This window comes from Polaromonas sp., assembly GCF_013817205.1.
Taxonomy (GTDB): domain Bacteria; phylum Pseudomonadota; class Gammaproteobacteria; order Burkholderiales; family Burkholderiaceae_C; genus Polaromonas.
On record NZ_JACDDD010000076.1, the window covers coordinates 1 to 18,962 of the forward strand.

Sequence of the window (18,962 nt, forward strand, 5' to 3'; positions counted from 1 at the left end):
CCCGCCGCCCCCGCCAGTTACGAAGCTGCGCTCGAAGAACTCGAAGCCCTGGTGGCCCGGCTTGAGTCCGGACAGCTCCCGCTCGACCAGTTGCTCACCGGCTACCAGCGCGGCGCCGAATTGCTAAAGTTCTGCCGCGCCAGGCTCGAGGCGGTGGAAGGCCAGATCAAGGTGCTTGAGGGCGGCGAACTCAAACCCTGGAACCAAGAGTAATTCATTTGACCGCGCACACCTTATTTGCCCTGGACGCCTGGAGCGCCCAACAACTCGCAAGTGTCGAGCGCGCCCTCAAGCGCTGGGTGGCTCCTCCCGAGCCGGTTCCGGCCCCGGCCGGGCTCGGTGACGCCATGCGTTACGCCGTGCTCGACGGCGGCAAGCGACTGCGGCCCCTGCTGGTCATGGCCGCTTGCGAGGCGGTGGACGGCAGCCCCGCAGCGGCCCTGCGCGTGGCCTGCGCGGTGGAGTTGATCCACGCCTATTCGCTGGTGCATGACGACATGCCCTGCATGGACAACGACATTCTGCGGCGCGGAAAACCAACGGTGCACGTCAGGTTTGGTGAGGCCCAGGCCCTGCTGGCCGGCGACGCGTTGCAGGCGTTGGCTTTTGAACTTCTGACCCCGCAAGACGGTTCGGTCGATGCGCAGACGCAGGCGGCTCTGTGCCGCATCCTGGCGCAAGCAGCGGGTTACCAGGGCATGGCGGGCGGGCAGGCGATTGACCTTGCCAGTGTCGGCAAGGCTCTGTCGTCGGAGCAACTGCACGACATGCACCGCCTGAAAACCGGCGCCCTGCTGCAGGCCAGTGTGATGATGGGCTCGGCCTGCGGCGCCGCCACGCCGGCGGCACAAGACGCGCTGCGCGACTATGGCGCAGCGGTCGGCCTGGCCTTCCAGGTGGTGGACGACATTCTGGACGTGACAGCCGATTCCGCCACACTGGGCAAGACCGCCGGCAAGGATGCCGCCCAGGACAAACCCACCTTTGTGTCGCTGATGGGGCTGCCCGCCTCACGCAATTACGCGCAAGAGCTGCTTTCGCAGGCCCATCACAGCCTCAAGGTGAGTGGGCTCAGGCGCACAGATGCGCTCAGCGCACTGGCCAACATGCTGGTCAACCGCCGGATGTGAGCACGCAGCGCCCGCCATAACAAGGTCACCACGATGTATCCACTGCTAGAAACCATCAACAGCCCCGCCGACCTGCGGCGGCTGCCGCGTACCCAGCTCAAGACGCTGTCTGACGAGCTGCGCAACTATGTGCTGCACAGCGTGTCGCAAACCGGCGGGCACCTGAGCTCCAACCTGGGCACGGTTGAACTCACCGTGGCCCTGCACTACGTCTTCAATACGCCGGAAGACCGGCTGGTGTGGGATGTGGGCCACCAGACCTACCCGCACAAGATTCTCACCGGCCGGCGCGAGCGCATGGGCAGCCTGCGCCAGCATGGCGGGCTCAGTGGCTTTCCGCGCCGCGACGAAAGCGAGTACGACACCTTCGGTACGGCGCATTCTTCGACTTCGATTTCCGCCGCGCTGGGCATGGCCATGGCGGCCAGACAAAAGGGCGAAAATCGCCACGCCGTGGCCATCATCGGCGATGGCGCGATGAGTGCGGGCATGGCTTTCGAGGCGCTCAACAATGCAGGCGTGTGTGACTGCAAGCTGCTGGTGGTGCTCAACGACAACGACATGAGCATCAGCCCGCCAGTCGGCGCGCTGAACCGTTACCTGGCGCAACTGATGAGCGGTCAGTTTTACGCCTCGGCCAAAAACGTCGGCAAGCAGGTGCTCAAGGTGGCGCCGCCCTTGTTTGAACTCGCCAAGCGGCTGGAGACCCATGCCAAGGGCATGGTGGTGCCGGCAACCCTGTTTGAGAATTTCGGTTTCAACTACATCGGGCCCATCGACGGCCACGACCTGGAGTCGCTGATCCCGACGCTGGAGAACATCAAACATCTGGAAGGGCCGCAGTTTCTGCATGTCGTGACCAAAAAGGGCCAGGGCTACAAGCTGGCCGAGGCCGACCCGGTGGCCTATCACGGACCCGGCAAGTTCGACCCGGCGATGGGGCTGCAGAAGTCCACGGCGCCGGCCCGGCAGACCTTCACCCAGGTGTTTGGCCACTGGCTCTGCGACATGGCTGAAAAAGACAGTCGGCTGGTCGGTATCACGCCGGCCATGCGCGAGGGTTCGGGCATGGTCGAGTTTCACCAGCGTTTCCCAGAGCGGTATTACGACGTCGGCATTGCCGAGCAACACGCGGTCACCTTTGCTGCCGGCATGGCCTGTGAAGGCCTCAAGCCGGTAGTGGCGATTTACTCGACATTTTTGCAGCGTGGTTATGACCAGCTGATTCACGACGTGGCGCTGCAAAACCTGCCGGTTGTGTTTGCGCTGGATCGTGCCGGGCTGGTGGGCGCCGATGGCGCGACCCATGCCGGTGCCTACGACATCCCTTTCCTGCGCTGCATCCCCAACATGAGCGTGGCTTGCCCTGCCGACGAAAACGAATGCCGCATGCTGCTCAGCAGCGCCTATGAACAAAACCACCCGGTGGCCGTGCGTTACCCGCGCGGCGCCGGTGCCGGTGTCGCGACGCAGTCCCACCTCGACGCCCTGCCTTTCGGCAAGGGCGAGGTTCGCCGCCAGGGCAAGGACACCGCCATCCTGGCTTTCGGCACGCTGCTGTACCCGGCGTTGCAGGCAGCGGAAAAGCTTGGCGCGACCGTGGTCAACATGCGCTGGGCCAAACCCCTGGACCTGGACTTGCTGCTGCAGGTGGCAGGTGAGCACGACGCGCTGGTGACGGTCGAGGAGGGCGCCGTCATGGGCGGCGCCGGCAGCGCGGTAGCCGAGGCGCTGGCGCAGGCCGGTGTTTGCAAGCCCTTGTTGCACTTGGGCCTGCGTGACGAGTTCACTGAACACGGCGATCCGGCCAGCTTGCTGGCGCAGCAGGGCCTGAGTGCCGACGGTATTGAGCGCGCGATCAACGCGCGTTTTCCCGCTGAACTGGCATCGGGCAAAGCGCCCAAGCCGGCGCTCAAATCGGTGGGCTAAACGCAGCAGCATTCTGCGCGCAGGCTCCGCGATGCGCAATGTGTGTCCTGAACCGGCCACGCGACGCGCGGGAAAACCCGTGAAAGTGCGAGACTTGCGCTTTTTACAATCGCGGCAAGGCGATGCATCTCAACTTTCGCTGATGGGTGCTTGTCCACACCGGCCGGTTTCTTCCTTTTCGGAGTCTTCCATGAATCGTCGAGCGCTGATCAGACATGCCGGCATCGCTGGCGTGCTCGCGGCCGGCGTGGCTCCTGCCGTACATGCGCAGACGGCGGTCCGATGGCGCCTGGCGTCCAGCTTTCCCCAGTCGCTGGACACTATTTACGGTGCCGCAGAAAGTTTTGCCCAGCATGTGCGCGCGGTCTCCGGCGGCAAGTTCGAAATCTCGGTGCATGCGGCCGGCGAGTTGATGCCGGCCTTTGACGTGGTGGACAACGTGCGGCGTGGCTCGGTTGAGGCGGCCCACACCGCACCCTATTATTTTGCGGACAAGGACGAGACCTTTGCCATCGGTGGCGCGATTCCCTTTGGCCTGAACAGCCGGCAGATGAGCGCCTGGACCTTCGAAGGCAACGGCCTGAAGCTGATGCGCGAGTTTTATGCTGACTACAACATCATCAACTTTGCCTGCGGCAACACCGGCGCGCAGATGGGCGGCTGGTTTCGCAAGGAGATCCGTTCGCTCGCGGACATGAAAAGCCTGAAATTCCGGGTGGGCGGTTTTACCAGCAAGGTCATCGAGCGCATGGGTGCGCGGCCGCAATCCCTTCCTGGGGGCGACATTTACCAGGCGCTGGAGCAGCGCGTCATCGACGCTGCTGAATGGATCGGGCCCTATGACGACCAGAAGCTGGGTTTCAACAAGGTCGCGCCCAACTATTATTACCCTGGCTGGTGGGAAGGCGGCCTGCAGCTGGACCTGTACATCAACCAGAAGGTCTGGGAAGCCCTGAGCACCGTGAACAAGGCCATTGTGAAAATCGCCAGCGCTGCGGCCCATGTGGAGATGCAGGCCAAATACGATGCCAGGAACCCGACGGCGCTCAAGCAGCTTGTCGGGGCCGGCGCCCGGCTCAGGCCTTTCCCTGCAGACGTGATGAACGCGGCGTTCAAGGAGTCCATGGCGCTCTATGAAGAGTTGTCGGTGAGCAATCCCAATTGGCGCCGGGTGTATGCGGACTATGCCCGCTTTCGCGGTGACCAGAACCTCTGGTTTCGTTTCACGGAGTCCACCTTTGACCGTTTCATGCAGAGTCAGAAGCTGTGAAGGTCACGGGCTGACAACTGGCTGACTGTCTCTTCGAAACACGATTTTCCGCAGGGAAAACCCGCCCTTGGGCTGCGAAATGCGAGTTTTACAATCGGGCACAACTTAAAAAAGTTGAAGGCCCGGCCATAAGCCGTGTTCCCTAACATCACCTGGAGTTAACTCATGGATCGTCGTTCCCTTATCAAAAATGCCGGCATAGCCGGTGTGCTGGCCGCTGGCGTGGCACCGGCCGTGCACGCCCAGGAAGCCATTCGCTGGCGCCTCGCATCGAGCTTTCCGAAAGCCCTCGACACGATTTACGGCGCTGCTGAAACCTTTGCCAAGAAGGTGGGCGAGATGTCTGGTGGCAAGTTCCAGATCTCCGTGCATCCTGGCGGCGAGTTGATGCCTGCCATCGCCGGCATGGTTGACAACATCCAGAAGGGCACGACCGAGATGGTCCACACCGCGCCCTACTATTTCTTCGGCGTGAACGACGTTTTCGCTCTGGGGTGCGCCATTCCGTTTGGCCTCAACAGCCGCCAGATGACGGCGTGGATGTACCAGGGCAACGGCCTGAAGCTCATGCGCGAGTTTTACGGCAAGTACAACATCGTCAACTTCCCCATGGGCAACACGGGCGCACAGATGGGCGGCTGGTACCGCAAGGAGATCAAGAGCGTTGCCGATATCAAGGGTCTGAAGATGCGCATCGGCGGTTTTGCCGGCAAGGTTCTCACCCGCATGGGCGCTGTGCCGCAAAACATTCCCGGCGGCGAGATTTATCAGGCGCTTGAGAAAGGCACCATTGATGCTGCTGAATGGGTGGGACCGTATGACGACCAGAAGCTGGGCTTCAACAAGGTTGCGCCCTTCTACTACTACCCCGGCTGGTGGGAAGGTGGTCCGCAGCTGGACGCGTTTGTCAACAAGACTGCCTACGACAAGCTGTCCGCCGAGAACAAGGCCATTTTGGAGTCCGCCGCTGCTTACGCCCACACCGACATGCAGGCCAAGTACGACGCCAGAAACCCTGAGGCGCTCAAGCAGCTCGTTGCGGCCAAAACCAAAGTTCTGCCATTCCCCAAGCCCGTGATGGATGCGGCCTTCAAGGAGTCGATGGCAGTTTATGCGGAGCTGAATGCAAGCAATCCGGATTGGAAGAAAATTTACACTGACTACTCTGCTTTCCGCAAAGACCAGAACCTCTGGTTCAGATTCACGGAAGCGCGCTTTGACCAGTTCATGCAGTCTCAAAAGCTGTAAGTCCTGTCAGCCTGTCCAAACCCCGCTCCGGCGGGGTTTTTTTATGGTGCGCCCAGCGCGCGCGCAGAGCGGCGGGTGCAAGCCGGCACTGAGCTGGTCACAATGAGCAAGGCCAGACGCAATTGCGCGAGCGTGACAAAGTGTGGGCGCCAAGCATGCAGCGCAAATCACACTCGGGGCACTGGGGCGACGCCGGACGGGCCAGACCCATGCAGCCCATGCGGTTTGGTCAAATTGGCTGCCAGCCCACATGCATGAAGCACAAAAAGGCTATGAATTTAATCGCTATGCCGCACACCGGGCCGCGGTTACAGCTTGCTGGCTGACGGGAAGTAGCCATGGCAGAAGGCCGCCAGTGCTGGCGGCGCAACCGCAACGGGGTCACCAGAACAGAAGTGCGGAACGGGCGGCGGTCCGTCCGCCTTGGGCGTAATCTGAAGCCCAAAGAGAAGAGGCTCGCACTGCGAGCCTCTTCAAGATACCAGCTTGATGCCACACCTAAGGCTTTTTGGCATCCTTTTTGGTCGCTTCCTCCAGCGCTTTCATCGGGTCCTCTTCCGCAGCTTCAGCGGCTTTAGGCTCGCCCGGCTGGGCGGCGGCCGCGTCGGCTTCTTCCTTGATTTCTTCTTCTGACTTCGGCATTTGCAACTGCTCAAGCACCTGATCGGCATTGAGCTTGTCTACCTTGTCGATGCCGCCAGTGACCAGATTCGGAAACAACATGATGGAAGCAACCATGATGAGCTGCAGAATGATGAAGGCAATCGAACCCTTGTAGATCTGGGCAGTGGTCACGGCCGGAATGGTGGCGCCGGTGACACGGTCACGGTAGTCAAATTTTGCCGCCACACTGCGCAGGTAAAACAGGGCAAAACCGAACGGTGGCGTCAGGAACGAGGTCTGCAGGTTCATCGCGATGATCACACCGAACCAGATCATCGCGTCGTCGGCAGTCATGCCTGGCACCAAGCCCGGCAAGATTTTCTCGGCCACTGGCGCCAGCAGCGGAATCACGATGAAGGCAATTTCGAAGAAATCGATAAACATGCCCAGAACGAAAATCAGAATATTGACTACGACCAGGAAGCCCCAGGCACCGCCTGGCACACCTTTGAACAGGCTTTCCACCCAGAAGTGACCATCAGCGGCGTTGAAGGTAAAGCTGAAAACGGTGGAGCCGATCAAAATGAACAGCACAAAAGAGGCGAGCTTGGCCGTGTTTTCCAGCGCCTGTTTGAGCAAAGGCATGCTCAAGCGGCGCTTGCCGATGGCCAGAATCAGCGCGCCCAAAGCCCCCATGGCGCCACCCTCGGTGGGTGTGGCGACGCCCAGAAAGATGGTTCCCAGCACCAGGAAGATCAGGATCAGCGGTGGCATCAGCACAAAGGTTACGCGCTCGGCCAGCCTGGACAGCAGGCCCATGCCCGTCACGCGGTTGACAATGGCCAGCGCCAGGCCGAGCAGCGAGGCCAGTGTCATGGACAAAATGACGACTTCATCCTTGGCGGCAGGCAGGGGGCGCGCAAGCCAAGCGGTCAGCAGCGTGTTGTGAACCTGGGCCCAGGCGACACCGGCCGCTGCACACAACAGTACGAGAAACAGCAGGGACTTGTGGCCAGAGGCGCCGTTGCCCTCTTTGTAGATACGCGCCTCTGGCGGCAGCGGCGGCACCAGGGCCGGCTTGAACAAGGCCACCATCACGATAAACAGGATGTACAGGCCCACCAGCAGCAGGCCCGGTATCAGGGCGCCGGCATACATGTCGCCGACAGAGCGGCCCAGCTGGTCAGCCAGCACGATGAGCACCAGGGATGGTGGAATGGCCTGCGCCAAGGTGCCCGAGGCGGTGATGGCCCCGGTAGCGATGACGCGGCTGTAGCCATAACGCAGCATGATGGGCAGGGAGATCAGGCCCATGGAGATCACCGCGGCGGCAACCACGCCGGTGGTCGCGGCCAGCAACGCACCGACCAGAATCACGGCAATCGCCAGACCGCCGCGCAGTGGGCCAAACACCTGGCCTACGGTTTCAAGCAAGTCCTCAGCCATGCCCGAGCGTTCCAGGATGATGCCCATGAAGGTGAAGAAGGGAATGGCCAGCAGCGTGTCGTTCTGCATGATGCCGAAAATGCGCGACGGCAGTGCCTGGAACAAGGTGGCCGGGAAAAGCCCCGCTTCCATGCCGATAAAGCCGAAGGCCAGGCCGGTGGCGGCCAGGCCGAAGGCCACTGGAAAGCCGGTCAGCAGCAACAAGAACAAGCCTGCGAACATCAGCGGCACAAAATTCTGTGCGAGAAAAGTGGCTTCCATTTATTTCTCTCCAGCCAGGCGGGCAGCGGCAATGCGCTCCAGCTCTTCAACGTGTTTTTGTTCGTCCGATTTGGCCGATTCGCCGCCAATCGGGTCGTCGATCAATCCCCGCAGGAAAGCGATGCGCTTGATGAGCTCCGACAGCCCCTGCAGCATCAGCAGCACGAAACCCACGGGCACCAGCAGGTATACCGGCCAACGGATCAGGCCACCGGCATTCTGCGACATTTCACCGTTGGTGTAGGCGTTCTCGAAGAAAGGCCAGCTCAGGGTGATCAGCAGGATGCAAAACGGAATCAGCACAAACACGATGCCAAAAATATCGATCCAGTTGCGGGTTCGGTCGGACAGCCGCGACGAGATGAAGTCGATGCGCACATGCGAGTTGCGCAAAAACCCGTAACCCGCGCCGAGCATGAACACCGCCGCAAACAGGTACCACTGGATTTCCAGCAGCCCGTTGGAGCTGGTGTCGAAAGCTTTGCGCACGATGGCGTTGCCGGCGCTGATGAGGGTGGTGGCCAGAATCAGCCACATGGTGAGATAGCCAATCCCGATGCTGATTTTGTCAATCAGACGGGACAGGGCGAGAAGAGCTTGCATGGTGTCTCCAGGAAAAAGAGTCCGCGCATAAAAACTAACCGGCAGGCCCTCCACGGAAGGACTGCCGGATGCAGAGTGGCGCGGAACGGATTCTATAGAGGACTATAGAAGGCAAGCTGACAGCTTTGTGACGGTATTATCCCGTAGCAGGCACCAGTAAGGTGCCAACACGGCGCCAGCGTCAGGCTCCAAAAAAATGCGCTCGTCAGGTTTGGGGTTCGATCTCGGTGGTCCGGGCCCGCAGTTCTCCTTTGGCCGCGTCGTAAACAAAGTTTTTTCGCGCCAGCGCCGGCTGGTAGTTGAGCATGTCGATCAGGAAGCTCAGGGCGCCCAGGTTGTTGCCCAGGCGGTCAAAGGTACCGGCCGCACGGGCTTCCTGCGCGGTGATCGCAGTCTGCAGCATCTGCTCCACGAGTTCGCGCATATGGGCCACTGCCAGCGCAGCCTGCTCCAGGTTCAGCACGGCCAGCACGCCGCGCATGCGTTCCAGTTGCCCGGGCACGTCGCTCAGGAGGTTTTTGTTTTCCGGCGTGCGGAAATAGCTGTCCAGTGAGGTTTCAAGATGGACCAGCAGGCTGTGCAGTTCGTTCACCACGCTTTCCATGGTTTGCTTGTCGTTGTGATGTCGGTACAGCGCTTCCATCCAGGAGTCTGGCGCCAGCTCCTGGCCGGCGCGGGCGCTGTCCAGCCTCTGCGCCAGGCGGTTGCTGCGGACCGTAAGCTGCGTGTCTTTCGGGTCCAGGTCGTCGAAGGCCGCTTCCAGATAAAGCAGTGCGGTAGCGACTTCAAGGCCCAGGTCCGGCGATGGGGCTTGCCTTGAAACAGCAGTCGCCTCGATCACGCGCGTCAGCGCCTGTGCCAGCAGCTCGCTCGGTGGGTGCAGCTTGACCAGTGAATCGGTCACCAGGCTGAATTGGTCGCTGACCACCTTGAAGCGGGAGAGGTCACCGGCAGTCACCGACGACCAGCTTTCCTTGGCAGATCCGATCCGCTTGCGGGCCTGGGTGATCAGCGCCGGGGCAAAGCGGTCGAACTGCGGGGCCTCATAGTCAACCGGCTGAAAGCGTTCCAGGCCATAACTTGCGCGCACCGCCGACAGCACCGGCGCATCGCTGGCGCGCGCAGCGACGGCTTGCGTGCAGAGAAACAGCAGGTCCTGCGCGAGGCGGTCCGACGCATGCGGCATGCCACGCGCCAGGTTCGCGTACTGCAGCAAGATGCGCAGGATCGCCCGCTTTGCGTACACGTCCACCTTCAGCAGGCGCAGCGCCAGCGCTTCAAAAAAGCCCGCGGCAATTTTCCAGAAAGTCTTGAGTTCGACCCCGGTGTCGGTTTGCGCCAGGCCCAGACACATGTCGCACAGGTTTTGCGCGGCGCTGGCGTCTGCGCTGCGTACCAGTTTGAGCGTCAGCCGGTCCAGTGAATGTCTTGTTGCATCGCCGTAGGCCGTGGGGCCGACGGTAACAGGCAGCTCCGGCTCCAGCCAGCGCCATTCAAACATCCAGAGATCCGCCGGGTGCGCGCGGCCTGCGCCGACCAGGCCCTGGATGTCCCGGTACTGCGGGAACAGCGAAACCGCTGAGACCGGCTTGCCCGCCATCACGTCCTCAAGGTAGGCCGTCAGCGCCAGGCCGGCCATCTCGATCTTGTCGCTGCTTTCGTCGGTGCACAGGGCGGGTGACTGGATGAAGCGCTGCACCCCGCTTTCCATGGTGCGCAGTATCAATGCCGGCGCGGTCATGCCGACCATGTCGAGTGCGCCCGCCGCCTGGTGCAGCTGCTGGCGGGCCTGGCGCAACTGGCTGGCGTCCAGTGCCGCCAGTTCTTCGCCCTGGGCCTGCTCTGCCTCGCGTACAAAACGTTTGAGTGCCTTGCCGGCGTTGTCCAGCGACTTGCGGAGCTCATCGAGCACCCAGGCCAGTGGACTCAGGTCCATGATGCTCACGTCCAGGTCTTCGGTAGAGGGTTTCGCGTTGGTGGTCATACATGGCGTACCGGCTGAAGGGACGGGCATTAACGAACGCCGCAGTCTATGCCGGAGCTGCGGAATTTGCCACAAAAGTGCGCACGGGGTGACAGCCGGCACATGGCGCCCGCTGACAGGTCATGACGGACAGGTTTTTCGGTTTTTGGCAACATGGGGCACTGTCTGCCGCAGGCGGCGCCGCTCTGCTATTCTGGCAACACATGCCCGGCCTGCCATGGCCGCTGTTGGTTTTTGCTCAAAGCCGGGCTCACCAGGATGACCTGTTTTGGCTTCAGACACTGCGCCCGATTCGGCGCCGCATTCCGCATCGACGTCTGTCAACGGCATGATCGATTCGTCCCTGATGCGGGGTGCCGGCAAAGAGTTGCTGTCACTGGCGCTGATGGACGCGCGCAACCACACGCTGCGCCTGTTCGGCCAGTACCAGCAGGCGCTGGAGGGTTGCGGTTTTGTCGTACCCCGGCTGCCGGTGCTCAACCCCCCGCTTTGGGAGATGGGCCACGTGGGCTGGTTCCAGGAATGGTGGATTGGTCGCAACATGCAGCGCGCCCGGGGCCTGCAGGCTGAACCAGCCCATGCGCGCCTGGCCTCTATCGAGCCGAACGCTGATCGCTGGTGGGACTCGTCACGCGTGCCGCACGCCACCCGCTGGAGCCTGGACCTGCCGGGGGTAGGCGCTTGTCGCGCCTGGCTGCTGGACACGCTGGAAAGCACGCTGGAGCTGCTTGAAAAGGCCGATGAGGACGACGACGCACTGTATTTTTACCGCCTTTGCCTGTTCCACGAAGACATGCATGCCGAGGCCCTGACCTATACCGCGCAGACCTTGGGCCTGGCGCTGGACAAGCCGCTGCTGCATGCATTCACGCCGCCACCCATGAATTTGCGCGAGCCGCTGCTGGTGCCGGCCACCGAATGGAAGCTGGGGTCACCCGCAGCGCCAGGGTTTGTTTTCGACAATGAGTTGGCGCAGCATGTGGTCAGCGTGCCCGAGTTCGAGATCGACGCCCAGCCCGTGAGCTGGGCGCAGTTTGTGGAGTTTGTCGACGACGGCGGCTACGACCGCCCCGAGCTCTGGCAACCTGCCGGCTGGGATTGGCTGCAGGCGGTTTCGGCCAGCGAGGGGCGGCGTGGCCCGCGTTATGTCGAGCAGATCGGCATCACCAGCGGCGCAGTGATGCAGACCCGCTTCGGCCAGGCCATGCGCATGCTGGGCAACCAGCCGGCCATGCACATGAGCTGGTGGGAAGCCGACGCCTGGTGCCGCTGGGCCGGCCGCCGCCTGCCGGCTGAGGTCGAGTGGGAGGTCGCGGCGCACAGTGCAGCGCGGCGCGGTTTCCGATGGGGCGATGTCTGGGAGTGGATGGGCAGCAGCTTTCGGCCCCACCCGGGTTTCAAGCCGCACCCCTATGCCGAGTATTCGCAGCCCTGGTTTGGTACGCACAAGGTGCTGCGCGGCGCGTCCATGGCGACGCGGGCGCGCATGAAACATCCGAAGTACCGGAATTTTTATCTGCCTGAGCGGGATGACATCTTCTGTGGGTTTCGTTCCTGTGCTTTGTAGCGCTATCTCTTTGATAGCTAGCAGGGCTTGTTGGACGGGGTTAGAGGCGGATTTATTTGTTAATCTGGCGTCACGCTGCGTCCCCGGTTTGCGTTTCTGTCGGTAGGAGCTAACTCCCCACTCCCTCCCCTAGCCCCTCCCTCGCCCCGCTGGGCGATGGAGGGGGACTTCATGTGGCCGCGTGCGCTGCGCTCGCGTGCAAACATGATGGTCTGTTGGGATTCCCGCAGAAGAAGCGCTGCGCGCTTCTTCTGCTCCGGATGTTTGTCCCCGAATTTGGATTCCCCCACCCGTCGGGCTGGGCCGAGGAGCGCAGGTCAAAGCGGATCAGGGATCGCGATTGTCTGAGCCGAAGGCGAGTTCGAGCGAGACCCGGCTTGCTGGCGGGCCAGGAAGCTGGGGAAATTCAGCGTTCGCTATGATTTCCATAGCTGCCATCCCTCGTCCGCCGGGGGGTGGAGCCCAAAATCACTCCGAAGCATGCGAAGCCTTGACCTTCCGGTAATTCCACCACGGCAACATCGCCCTCAGCGACAGCACCTGGCCACTCTGCGCGTGTTCGCAGCCGTAGCCGGGCAGGGCGGCCAGGGTGGTTTGCCAGGCCGCGCTTTGCAACTCGGTCAGTAGCGCCTGCACCGGCGCCTGCGGCAGCGCGGACTTCAGGCACACCAGGTGATAGCGCTCTTGCACCAGAGGCACGAAGTCCAGGTCTTTTTCGCGTGCAGCTGCTTCGATGCCGAGACCGGCATCGGCCGCGCCGCTGGCCACGGCCTGCGCGACGGCGGTGTGTGACGGCTCCTGCGTGTCGTAGCCTCGCAGGCTTGCGGTGCCCAGCCCGTCCTCCGCCAGCAACTCGTCGAGCAGCACGCGGGTGCCGGTGCCTTCGGCGCGGTTGATATAGCGCAGGTCGGGCTGCTGCAGGTCAGCCAGTTGGCGTATACGGCGTGGGTTGCCTTTGGCCACGATCAGGCCCTGGCTGCGGTGCGCAAAGCCGATGAGTTTGTGTTGACCCGGCTTGAGCAGGTGGCGATAGCTGCGTGCTGCCAGCGACGTGCTGCCTGGCCGGTCCAACGTGTGAAAGCCGGCCATCATGCAGCGCCCGCTGTTGAGCGCGGCAATCGCGTCCACGCTGCCCATGAAGCGGATGTCCAGGTGCAAGCCGCGCGTGGCGGCATCGTCGCGCAGCGCGCTCAGCGCGGCGTCATGGCTGGCGTACAGCGTCAACACATGCGCGTTGTCGTCGAAGGCGGTGGAAAACGCGCGTTCGATGTCGCCGCGCAAGGCCTCGATCTGCGGCGCCAGCCGGGCCTGGGCCTGGCGCTCGGCCCACAGCAGCTTCTCGCCGAACTCGGTGAGCTGGGCGCGCTGGCCCTTGTCCCAGACGATCAGCGTTCGGCCCAGCGTCTGCTCCCATTTTTTGAGCGCGCCCCAGACGTGGCGGTAAGACAGGTCCAGCGCGCGCGCCGATTTTGAGATCGAGCCCTGCTCTCGCACCGCGTGCAGCAAGTCCATCAGCGGGTTGCGGATCAGCGCATCCTTGCCGCGTTCGGGGGACAGCAGGTAAGAGAGTTCGACTTTGTGCATGGTGGGGTGTCATTGATTATGGGCGCAGCGCCGCTGCCTGTTGCGCTACCTATGCAGGGCGCTTCATAGCTCGTGATCCCCGATGGCCCGATGCCGTGGCCGCCCCTAGGATAGGCACTCCTTTGCCGGACCTCATGAACACTTTCTCTGACAGCATCAGCACCGCTTTTTTGCTGATCACTTCTTTCGACCCCCTCCTCGGCAGCATTGTGCTGAGGTCACTGGCTGTCAGCGCCTCGGCCTGTCTGCTGGCCTGCAGCGCGGGCCTGGTGCTGGGCGCCTGGCTGGGCGTGGCGCGGTTTCGCGGCCGCGACGTCGTGCTGACTGTGCTCAACACCTTGCTCGCATTGCCTTCGGTGGTGGTCGGACTGGGGGTTTACCTGCTGCTGTCGCGCTCCGGTCCGCTGGGTTTTTTGGGCTGGCTGTTTTCCTTCAAGGCCATGGTGCTGGCGCAGACGGTGCTGGTGCTGCCGGTGGTCACGGCGCTGGTGCGCCAGACCATCGAGGACGCCGACCGCCTGCATGGTGAGCAGTTCCAGTCGCTGGGCGCGGGCAAGGGCATGCGCAGCCTGCTGCTGCTGTGGGACGAGCGCTACACCTTGCTGACGGTGCTGATCGCTGCCTTCGGGCGCGCCATCTCGGAGGTCGGCGCGGTGATGGTGGTGGGCGGCAACATCGACGGCTTCACGCGTGTGATGACCACGGCGATTGCGCTGGAAACCAGCAAAGGCGATTTGCCACTGGCGCTGGCGCTGGGGCTGCTGCTGCTGGCGGTGGTGCTGCTGCTCAACGTGCTTATTGCACTGGTGCGGCGCTGGCGCGAGCGGCTGGACGACCAAGCGCCCTTGCCTGATGGTGCCCGGCTGCAGGCCCGGGGAGGCGGCGAATGAAACCGCTGTTTGAATTGAAAGCCGTGGGTGTGTCTTACGGCAAGGTGCAGGCGCTCAAGGCTTGTGGGCTGCGCATCCAGGCCGGGGAACGCGTGGCGCTGGTCGGCTCCAACGGCAGCGGCAAAAGCACCCTGTTGCGCACCCTGCACGGGCTGGTGCGGCCCGGCACCGGCAGCCTGCGCGTCGATGCCGCAGCGCGCCAGGCCATGGTGTTCCAGCACCCCTACATGCTGCGCGCCAGCGCCCAGGCCAACGTGGCGCTGGGTCTGTGGCTCAAGGGCGTCGCCTGGAAAGAGGCCAAAACACAGGCCTTGTGCGGGCTCGAGCGCGTCGGCCTGTTGCCGCTGGCGCAGCGCAATGCCAAGGCGCTGTCGGGCGGGCAGCAGCAACGGCTGGCGCTGGCGCGGGCCTGGGCATTGCAGCCCGATGTGTTGCTGCTTGATGAACCCACGGCCAGCCTGGACCCAGCCGCCAAACGCGAGGTTGAGGCCTTGATGGCCGGGTTCGCAGAGGCAGGCATGACACTGATCTTCAGCAGCCACAACCTCGGCCAGGTCAAGCGCCTGGCCAGCCGCGTGATCTACCTGGAGCAGGGTCGGCTGCTGGCCGACCTGCCCACCCATGACTTTTTCAACGGGCCGTTGCCGCATGAAGTCGAGATTTTTCTCAAAGGAGAGCTTGCATGAGCTTCGTCGCCATAATTTCCAAGGCTTTCAGGGCTGCAGCCCTCGTCCCTATTGTGCTGACAGCTACTGTTTCGATAGCACACACTGACACCATCGTGATGGCCTCGACCACCTCGACCGAGCAGTCTGGTCTGTTCGGCACCTTGCTGCCGGCCTTCAGGCAGACCAGCGGCATCACCATCAAGGTGGTGGCCCTGGGCACCGGCCAGGCCATCGACATGGGCCGTCGGGGTGACGCCGATGTGCTGTTTGTGCACGACCAGGCCGCCGAAGAAAAAATCGTGGCCGATGGTTTTGCCATCAAGCGCTTCCCGGTGATGTACAACGACTTCGTGCTGGTTGGCCCGGCCGCCGACCCGGCGAAAACCAGAGGCAAGGACATCGTCGAAGCCCTGAAGAAGATCAATGCGGCCAATGGCAATTTCGTCTCGCGCGGCGACAAAAGCGGCACCCATGCGGCCGAATTGCGCTACTGGAAAAACGCCGGCGTTAACAACCCGGCATTTGCGAACTACAAGGCCTGCGGCTGCGGCATGGGCCCAGCGCTCAACATCGGCTCCTCGACCAATGCCTATGTGCTGACCGACCGCGGTACCTGGCTCAGCTTCAAGAACCGGGGGGATCTGGTGGTGCTGGTCGAGGGCGATACACGCCTGTTCAACCAGTACGGCGTGATGGTGGTGAATCCGGCCAGACACCCGCAGGTCAAACTTGCAGAGGCGCAGAAGTTTGTCGACTGGGTGATTTCACCGGCCGGCCAGTCAGTCATCGCCAGCTACAAGATTGGCGGCGAACAACTGTTCTTCCCTAACGCCACCCGCCAGTGAGTGCTAACGGAGCAATCCCAGTGCAAACGGCAGGCTGACGATACCCAGCAGGGTCGAGAGCGTGACCAGACCGGCCACAAACGCGCCGTTGTAGCCCATGCGTGCGGCCAGCACATAACAGCTCGAGGCGGTCGGTAGCGCTGAAAAGGCCAGCAGCACCGTGGTCTGCACCGGCGACAGCCTGAACACCAAGGACAGGCCCAGTGCGATCAACGGCATGAACAGATGGCGAATCGCCAGCAAGGACACCGCCAGGGTTTTCGCCGTCGCAAGCGGGCCAAACTGCAGGCCGGCGCCTGCGGCCATCAGCCCCAGCGCCAGTGAGGCCGCACCTATGCGGGTGACGGTGGGCTCCAGCCAGTCCGGCATCTGAAAACCCAGCAAGTTGGCAGCCAGCCCGCTGGCAGTGCCGATGATCAGCGGGTTGCGCACCAGCGCGCCCACAAAGCCGGTGTTGCCATGGCGCGCCATGGGCCACACCGCGCCCACATTGAACAGCGGCACACAGACGCCGATCAGCACGGCGATCAGCAGCAAACCTTCGGCGCCTGCCAGGCGTTCGGCCAGTGCCAGCGCGATAAATGAGTTGAAACGGAAGGCGACTTGCGCACTCGCAGCGTGTTCGCGCCTGTCGATGTGTGCACCCAACCAGGGCAAGTAGGGCAGTGAGTAAGCCAGGGCAATGCCCAGCACGCCCATGGTCAGCCCGGCGGCAATCAGGCTGGAGGCCGCGCCCAGGTCCAGCGGGCTCCTGACGATGGAGTGAAACAGCAGGACCGGGAACAATAAGTAATAGACCAGGCTTTCGACCTGTTGCCAGACTGTGCGGTTCAGGGCGGTGTAACGGCACACAAGATAGCCACACAGGATCAGGGAGAAATCGGGGAAAAGAAGCGGCGCGTAGTTCACCCGTTGAGAATAACCCGAAACCCCGCAACGCTCGGGGTTTGCCCTTATGCGTTATCCACAACAAGCGAGCACCTTGCTTGCGCTTAGGATAAGTCATTGTTTTTTTTACCAAGGAAGCTAGCCATGCAACGTCGTTATCTGCTCTCCCTCTCCGCGCTGACGCTGGCCACCGTCGCGGCGGGTTCGGCCTTTGCCCAGGCCTATCCCAACAAGGTCGTCAAACTGCAGGTGCCGTTTGCACCCGGCGGCACCACCGACATCGTCGCGCGGGTGATCGCCGAGCCGCTGGGCAAGGCACTCGGCCAGAACGTCGTTGTTGAAAACAAGGCAGGCGGCGGTGGCGTCGTTGGCGCTCTGGAAACCTCCCGCGCAACACCCGATGGTTATTCGCTGGGTATGGCCACGGTGTCGACCACGGCCGCCAATCCGGCCATCAACACCAAGATTCCGTACAACACGCTGACGGACTTCACACCCATCATCAACATTGCGGCCACGCCCAACATCATTGCGGTACACCCCAGCTTTCCGGCCCGCAATTACAAAGAGTTTATTGCTGAACTCAAGAAAAATCCCGGCAAGTACTCCTACGCCTCGTCGGGGACGGGCGGCATCGGCCACCTGCAGACCGAGTTGTTCAAAAACCTGAGTGGCACCTTCATCACGCACATTCCCTACCGCGGTGCGGGCCCGGCCCTGAACGACACTGTGGCCGGCCAGGTCCAGATCATTTTTGACAACATCCCCTCGGCCCTGCCTTTCATTCAGCAAAAGCGTCTGATCCCCATCGTGGTGGCCGCGCCCACCCGTCTGGCGGCGATGCCTGACGTGCCGACCTTCAAGGAAGTTGGCCTGGAGCCCGTCAACCGCATGGCCTACTACGGCATCACTGGTCCCAAGGGTCTGCCGAAGGAGGTGGTGGACAAGGTCAGCGCCGCCGCGCTCAAGGCCTTGCAAGACCCAGCCGTGCGCAAGCGCATTGAAGACACCGGCTCCATCATTGTTGGCAACACGCCCGAGCAGTTCACCGCCCAGATCAAGGCCGAATTTGAGGTCTATAAGAAGGTGGTGACCAGCGCCGGCCTGAAACTCGACTAAGCCGCGCGGGCAAGCCGCCCGCAGCGCACGCCCACCCCGCAGGCTTGGCCCCTGGCGGGGTGTTTTTTTTGCGAAGCATCTGATGGCTGGCGCTGTATTTGTTATCGTCGCGGCATGCACCCACAGAGCCAGTCCGGCATTGACAGTTTTATCGACGCCTTGTGGCTGGAGGACGGCCTCTCAAAAAATACGCTGGCGGCCTACCGGCGGGACCTCTCACTCTACGCCGCCTGGTTGGGCGCGAAGGAGCAGGGCGCGCGGGCGCTGGACAGCACGGCCGAGAGCGACATCCACGGCTACTTCTCGGCGCGCCACAGCGCCACCAAGGCCACTTCGGCGAACCGCCGGCTGACGGTGTTCAAGCGCTACTTTCACTGGGCGCTGCGCGAGCGCCTAATCACGGCCGACCCCACGCTCAAGCTGCAGTCGGCCAAGCAGGCGCTGCGTGTGCCCAAGTTGCTGTCTGAGGCCCAGGTTGAGGCGCTGCTGGCCGCGCCCAGCGAAGATACCGCGCTGGGCCTGCGCGACCGCGCCATGTTGGAGCTGATGTACGCCAGCGGCTTGCGCGTGAGTGAGCTGGTCGGGCTCAAGACCTTTCACACCAGCATGAATGACGGTGTGCTGCGCGTCATGGGCAAGGGCAGCAAAGAGCGGCTCGTGCCTTTCGGCCAGGTCGCTCGCCAGGCCATCGTGCAGTACCTTGCCGAAGCCCGCCCCGAGATCCTGGGGGGCCAGCAGACTGACGATTTGTTTGTCACCGCACGCGGCAGCGGCATGAGCCGCGTGATGTTCTGGATGCTGGTCAAAAAGTACGCGCTGCGCTCCGGCATTCACTCACCGCTGTCGCCCCACACCCTGCGCCACGCTTTTGCCACGCACTTGCTGAACCACGGCGCCGACCTGCGCGCGGTGCAGATGCTGCTGGGC

At 62.7% G+C, this 18,962-nt stretch carries 16 protein-coding genes; 11 read left to right on the top strand and 5 right to left on the bottom strand.

Annotated elements, in window-relative coordinates:
* The 5 genes from H0W47_RS15160 to H0W47_RS15180 form a co-directional block, all read left to right on the top strand.
* Positions 1–213 (top strand): exodeoxyribonuclease VII small subunit (locus H0W47_RS15160; RefSeq protein WP_296925860.1); only part of this gene is annotated, 213 nt, incomplete at its 5' end.
* Positions 214–218: 5 nt separating this feature from the next.
* Entirely contained in the window at positions 219–1,130 is a 912-nt protein-coding gene (locus tag H0W47_RS15165; protein ID WP_296925862.1) for a polyprenyl synthetase family protein, read from the top strand.
* Between the two features lie 33 nt (positions 1,131–1,163).
* Positions 1,164–3,059, top strand: a complete 1,896-nt coding sequence (gene dxs, locus H0W47_RS15170) for a 1-deoxy-D-xylulose-5-phosphate synthase (RefSeq protein WP_296925864.1) — start codon at positions 1,164–1,166, stop codon at positions 3,057–3,059.
* Positions 3,060–3,249: 190 nt separating this feature from the next.
* Positions 3,250–4,329, top strand: a complete 1,080-nt coding sequence (locus H0W47_RS15175) for a TRAP transporter substrate-binding protein (protein ID WP_296925865.1) — start codon at positions 3,250–3,252, stop codon at positions 4,327–4,329.
* Between the two features lie 165 nt (positions 4,330–4,494).
* A complete protein-coding gene (locus H0W47_RS15180) occupies positions 4,495–5,577 on the top strand; it encodes a TRAP transporter substrate-binding protein (RefSeq protein WP_296925867.1) in 1,083 nt (360 codons plus the stop codon).
* A 498-nt stretch (positions 5,578–6,075) separates the two neighbouring features.
* On the opposite strand, the gene H0W47_RS15185 is transcribed toward H0W47_RS15180, so the two are convergent.
* The 3 genes from H0W47_RS15185 to H0W47_RS15195 form a co-directional block, all read right to left on the bottom strand.
* The gene (locus H0W47_RS15185; protein WP_296925869.1) at positions 6,076–7,887 is read right to left on the bottom strand and encodes a TRAP transporter large permease subunit; all 1,812 of its coding nucleotides are present in this window, start codon (positions 7,885–7,887) and stop codon (positions 6,076–6,078) included.
* Positions 7,888–8,490 carry a TRAP transporter small permease subunit gene (locus tag H0W47_RS15190; RefSeq protein WP_296925871.1) on the bottom strand — a complete coding sequence of 201 codons (603 nt, stop codon included), beginning with the start codon at positions 8,488–8,490 and terminating at the stop codon, positions 7,888–7,890.
* 205 nt (positions 8,491–8,695) lie between these two features.
* A complete protein-coding gene (locus tag H0W47_RS15195) occupies positions 8,696–10,474 on the bottom strand; it encodes a hypothetical protein (RefSeq protein WP_296925873.1) in 1,779 nt (592 codons plus the stop codon).
* 346 nt (positions 10,475–10,820) lie between these two features.
* Between H0W47_RS15195 and senA the strand changes: the two genes are divergently transcribed.
* Positions 10,821–12,041, top strand: coding sequence for a selenoneine synthase SenA (gene senA, locus H0W47_RS15200; RefSeq protein WP_296925889.1), 1,221 nt, complete (start codon positions 10,821–10,823; stop codon positions 12,039–12,041).
* A 468-nt stretch (positions 12,042–12,509) separates the two neighbouring features.
* Here senA and H0W47_RS15205 read toward each other — a convergent pair whose 3' ends face one another.
* On the bottom strand, positions 12,510–13,625 hold the full coding sequence (locus tag H0W47_RS15205; RefSeq protein ID WP_296925875.1) for a substrate-binding domain-containing protein: 1,116 nt from the start codon (positions 13,623–13,625) through the stop codon (positions 12,510–12,512).
* 134 nt (positions 13,626–13,759) lie between these two features.
* On the opposite strand from H0W47_RS15205, the gene H0W47_RS15210 reads away from it, so the two are divergent.
* The 3 genes from H0W47_RS15210 to H0W47_RS15220 are packed head-to-tail and all read left to right on the top strand — an operon-like array spanning position 13,760 to position 16,028.
* Complete coding sequence (locus tag H0W47_RS15210) at positions 13,760–14,515, top strand: ABC transporter permease (RefSeq protein WP_296925877.1); 756 nt, start codon at positions 13,760–13,762, stop codon at positions 14,513–14,515.
* Positions 14,512–15,201 (top strand): phosphate ABC transporter ATP-binding protein, encoded by a 690-nt coding sequence (locus H0W47_RS15215; protein ID WP_296925879.1) that lies wholly within the window; start codon positions 14,512–14,514, stop codon positions 15,199–15,201. The genes H0W47_RS15210 and H0W47_RS15215 overlap by 4 nt, the downstream gene beginning before the upstream one ends.
* On the top strand, positions 15,198–16,028 hold the full coding sequence (locus H0W47_RS15220; protein ID WP_296925881.1) for an extracellular solute-binding protein: 831 nt from the start codon (positions 15,198–15,200) through the stop codon (positions 16,026–16,028). Before H0W47_RS15215 ends, H0W47_RS15220 begins: the two co-directional genes overlap by 4 nt.
* A 3-nt stretch (positions 16,029–16,031) precedes the next feature.
* Here H0W47_RS15220 and H0W47_RS15225 read toward each other — a convergent pair whose 3' ends face one another.
* Positions 16,032–16,937, bottom strand: coding sequence for an AEC family transporter (locus tag H0W47_RS15225; RefSeq protein WP_296925883.1), 906 nt, complete (start codon positions 16,935–16,937; stop codon positions 16,032–16,034).
* A 123-nt stretch (positions 16,938–17,060) separates the two neighbouring features.
* Here H0W47_RS15225 and H0W47_RS15230 point away from each other — a divergent pair, with 123 nt between their 5' ends.
* Positions 17,061–18,035, top strand: coding sequence for a tripartite tricarboxylate transporter substrate binding protein BugE (locus tag H0W47_RS15230; protein ID WP_296925885.1), 975 nt, complete (start codon positions 17,061–17,063; stop codon positions 18,033–18,035).
* Between the two features lie 114 nt (positions 18,036–18,149).
* The coding region (locus H0W47_RS15235) for a site-specific tyrosine recombinase XerD (protein ID WP_296925887.1) at positions 18,150–18,962 on the top strand (813 nt) is incomplete at its 3' end.

What these genes read in the sequence shown, in the direction of transcription:
- H0W47_RS15175 (WP_296925865.1), top strand. Translation starts at nt 3,250, where the DNA reads ATGAATCGTCGAGCGCTGATCAGACATGCCGGCATCGCTGGCGTGCTC.
- H0W47_RS15180 (WP_296925867.1), top strand. Translation starts at nt 4,495, where the DNA reads ATGGATCGTCGTTCCCTTATCAAAAATGCCGGCATAGCCGGTGTGCTG.
- H0W47_RS15190 (WP_296925871.1), bottom strand. Translation starts at nt 8,490, where the DNA reads ATGCAAGCTCTTCTCGCCCTGTCCCGTCTGATTGACAAAATCAGCATC.
- H0W47_RS15195 (WP_296925873.1), bottom strand. Translation starts at nt 10,474, where the DNA reads ATGACCACCAACGCGAAACCCTCTACCGAAGACCTGGACGTGAGCATC.
- H0W47_RS15220 (WP_296925881.1), top strand. Translation starts at nt 15,198, where the DNA reads ATGAGCTTCGTCGCCATAATTTCCAAGGCTTTCAGGGCTGCAGCCCTC.
- senA (WP_296925889.1), top strand. Translation starts at nt 10,821, where the DNA reads ATGCGGGGTGCCGGCAAAGAGTTGCTGTCACTGGCGCTGATGGACGCG.
- H0W47_RS15210 (WP_296925877.1), top strand. Translation starts at nt 13,760, where the DNA reads ATGAACACTTTCTCTGACAGCATCAGCACCGCTTTTTTGCTGATCACT.
- H0W47_RS15205 (WP_296925875.1), bottom strand. Translation starts at nt 13,625, where the DNA reads ATGCACAAAGTCGAACTCTCTTACCTGCTGTCCCCCGAACGCGGCAAG.
- H0W47_RS15230 (WP_296925885.1), top strand. Translation starts at nt 17,061, where the DNA reads ATGCAACGTCGTTATCTGCTCTCCCTCTCCGCGCTGACGCTGGCCACC.
- H0W47_RS15215 (WP_296925879.1), top strand. Translation starts at nt 14,512, where the DNA reads ATGAAACCGCTGTTTGAATTGAAAGCCGTGGGTGTGTCTTACGGCAAG.
- dxs (WP_296925864.1), top strand. Translation starts at nt 1,164, where the DNA reads ATGTATCCACTGCTAGAAACCATCAACAGCCCCGCCGACCTGCGGCGG.
- H0W47_RS15185 (WP_296925869.1), bottom strand. Translation starts at nt 7,887, where the DNA reads ATGGAAGCCACTTTTCTCGCACAGAATTTTGTGCCGCTGATGTTCGCA.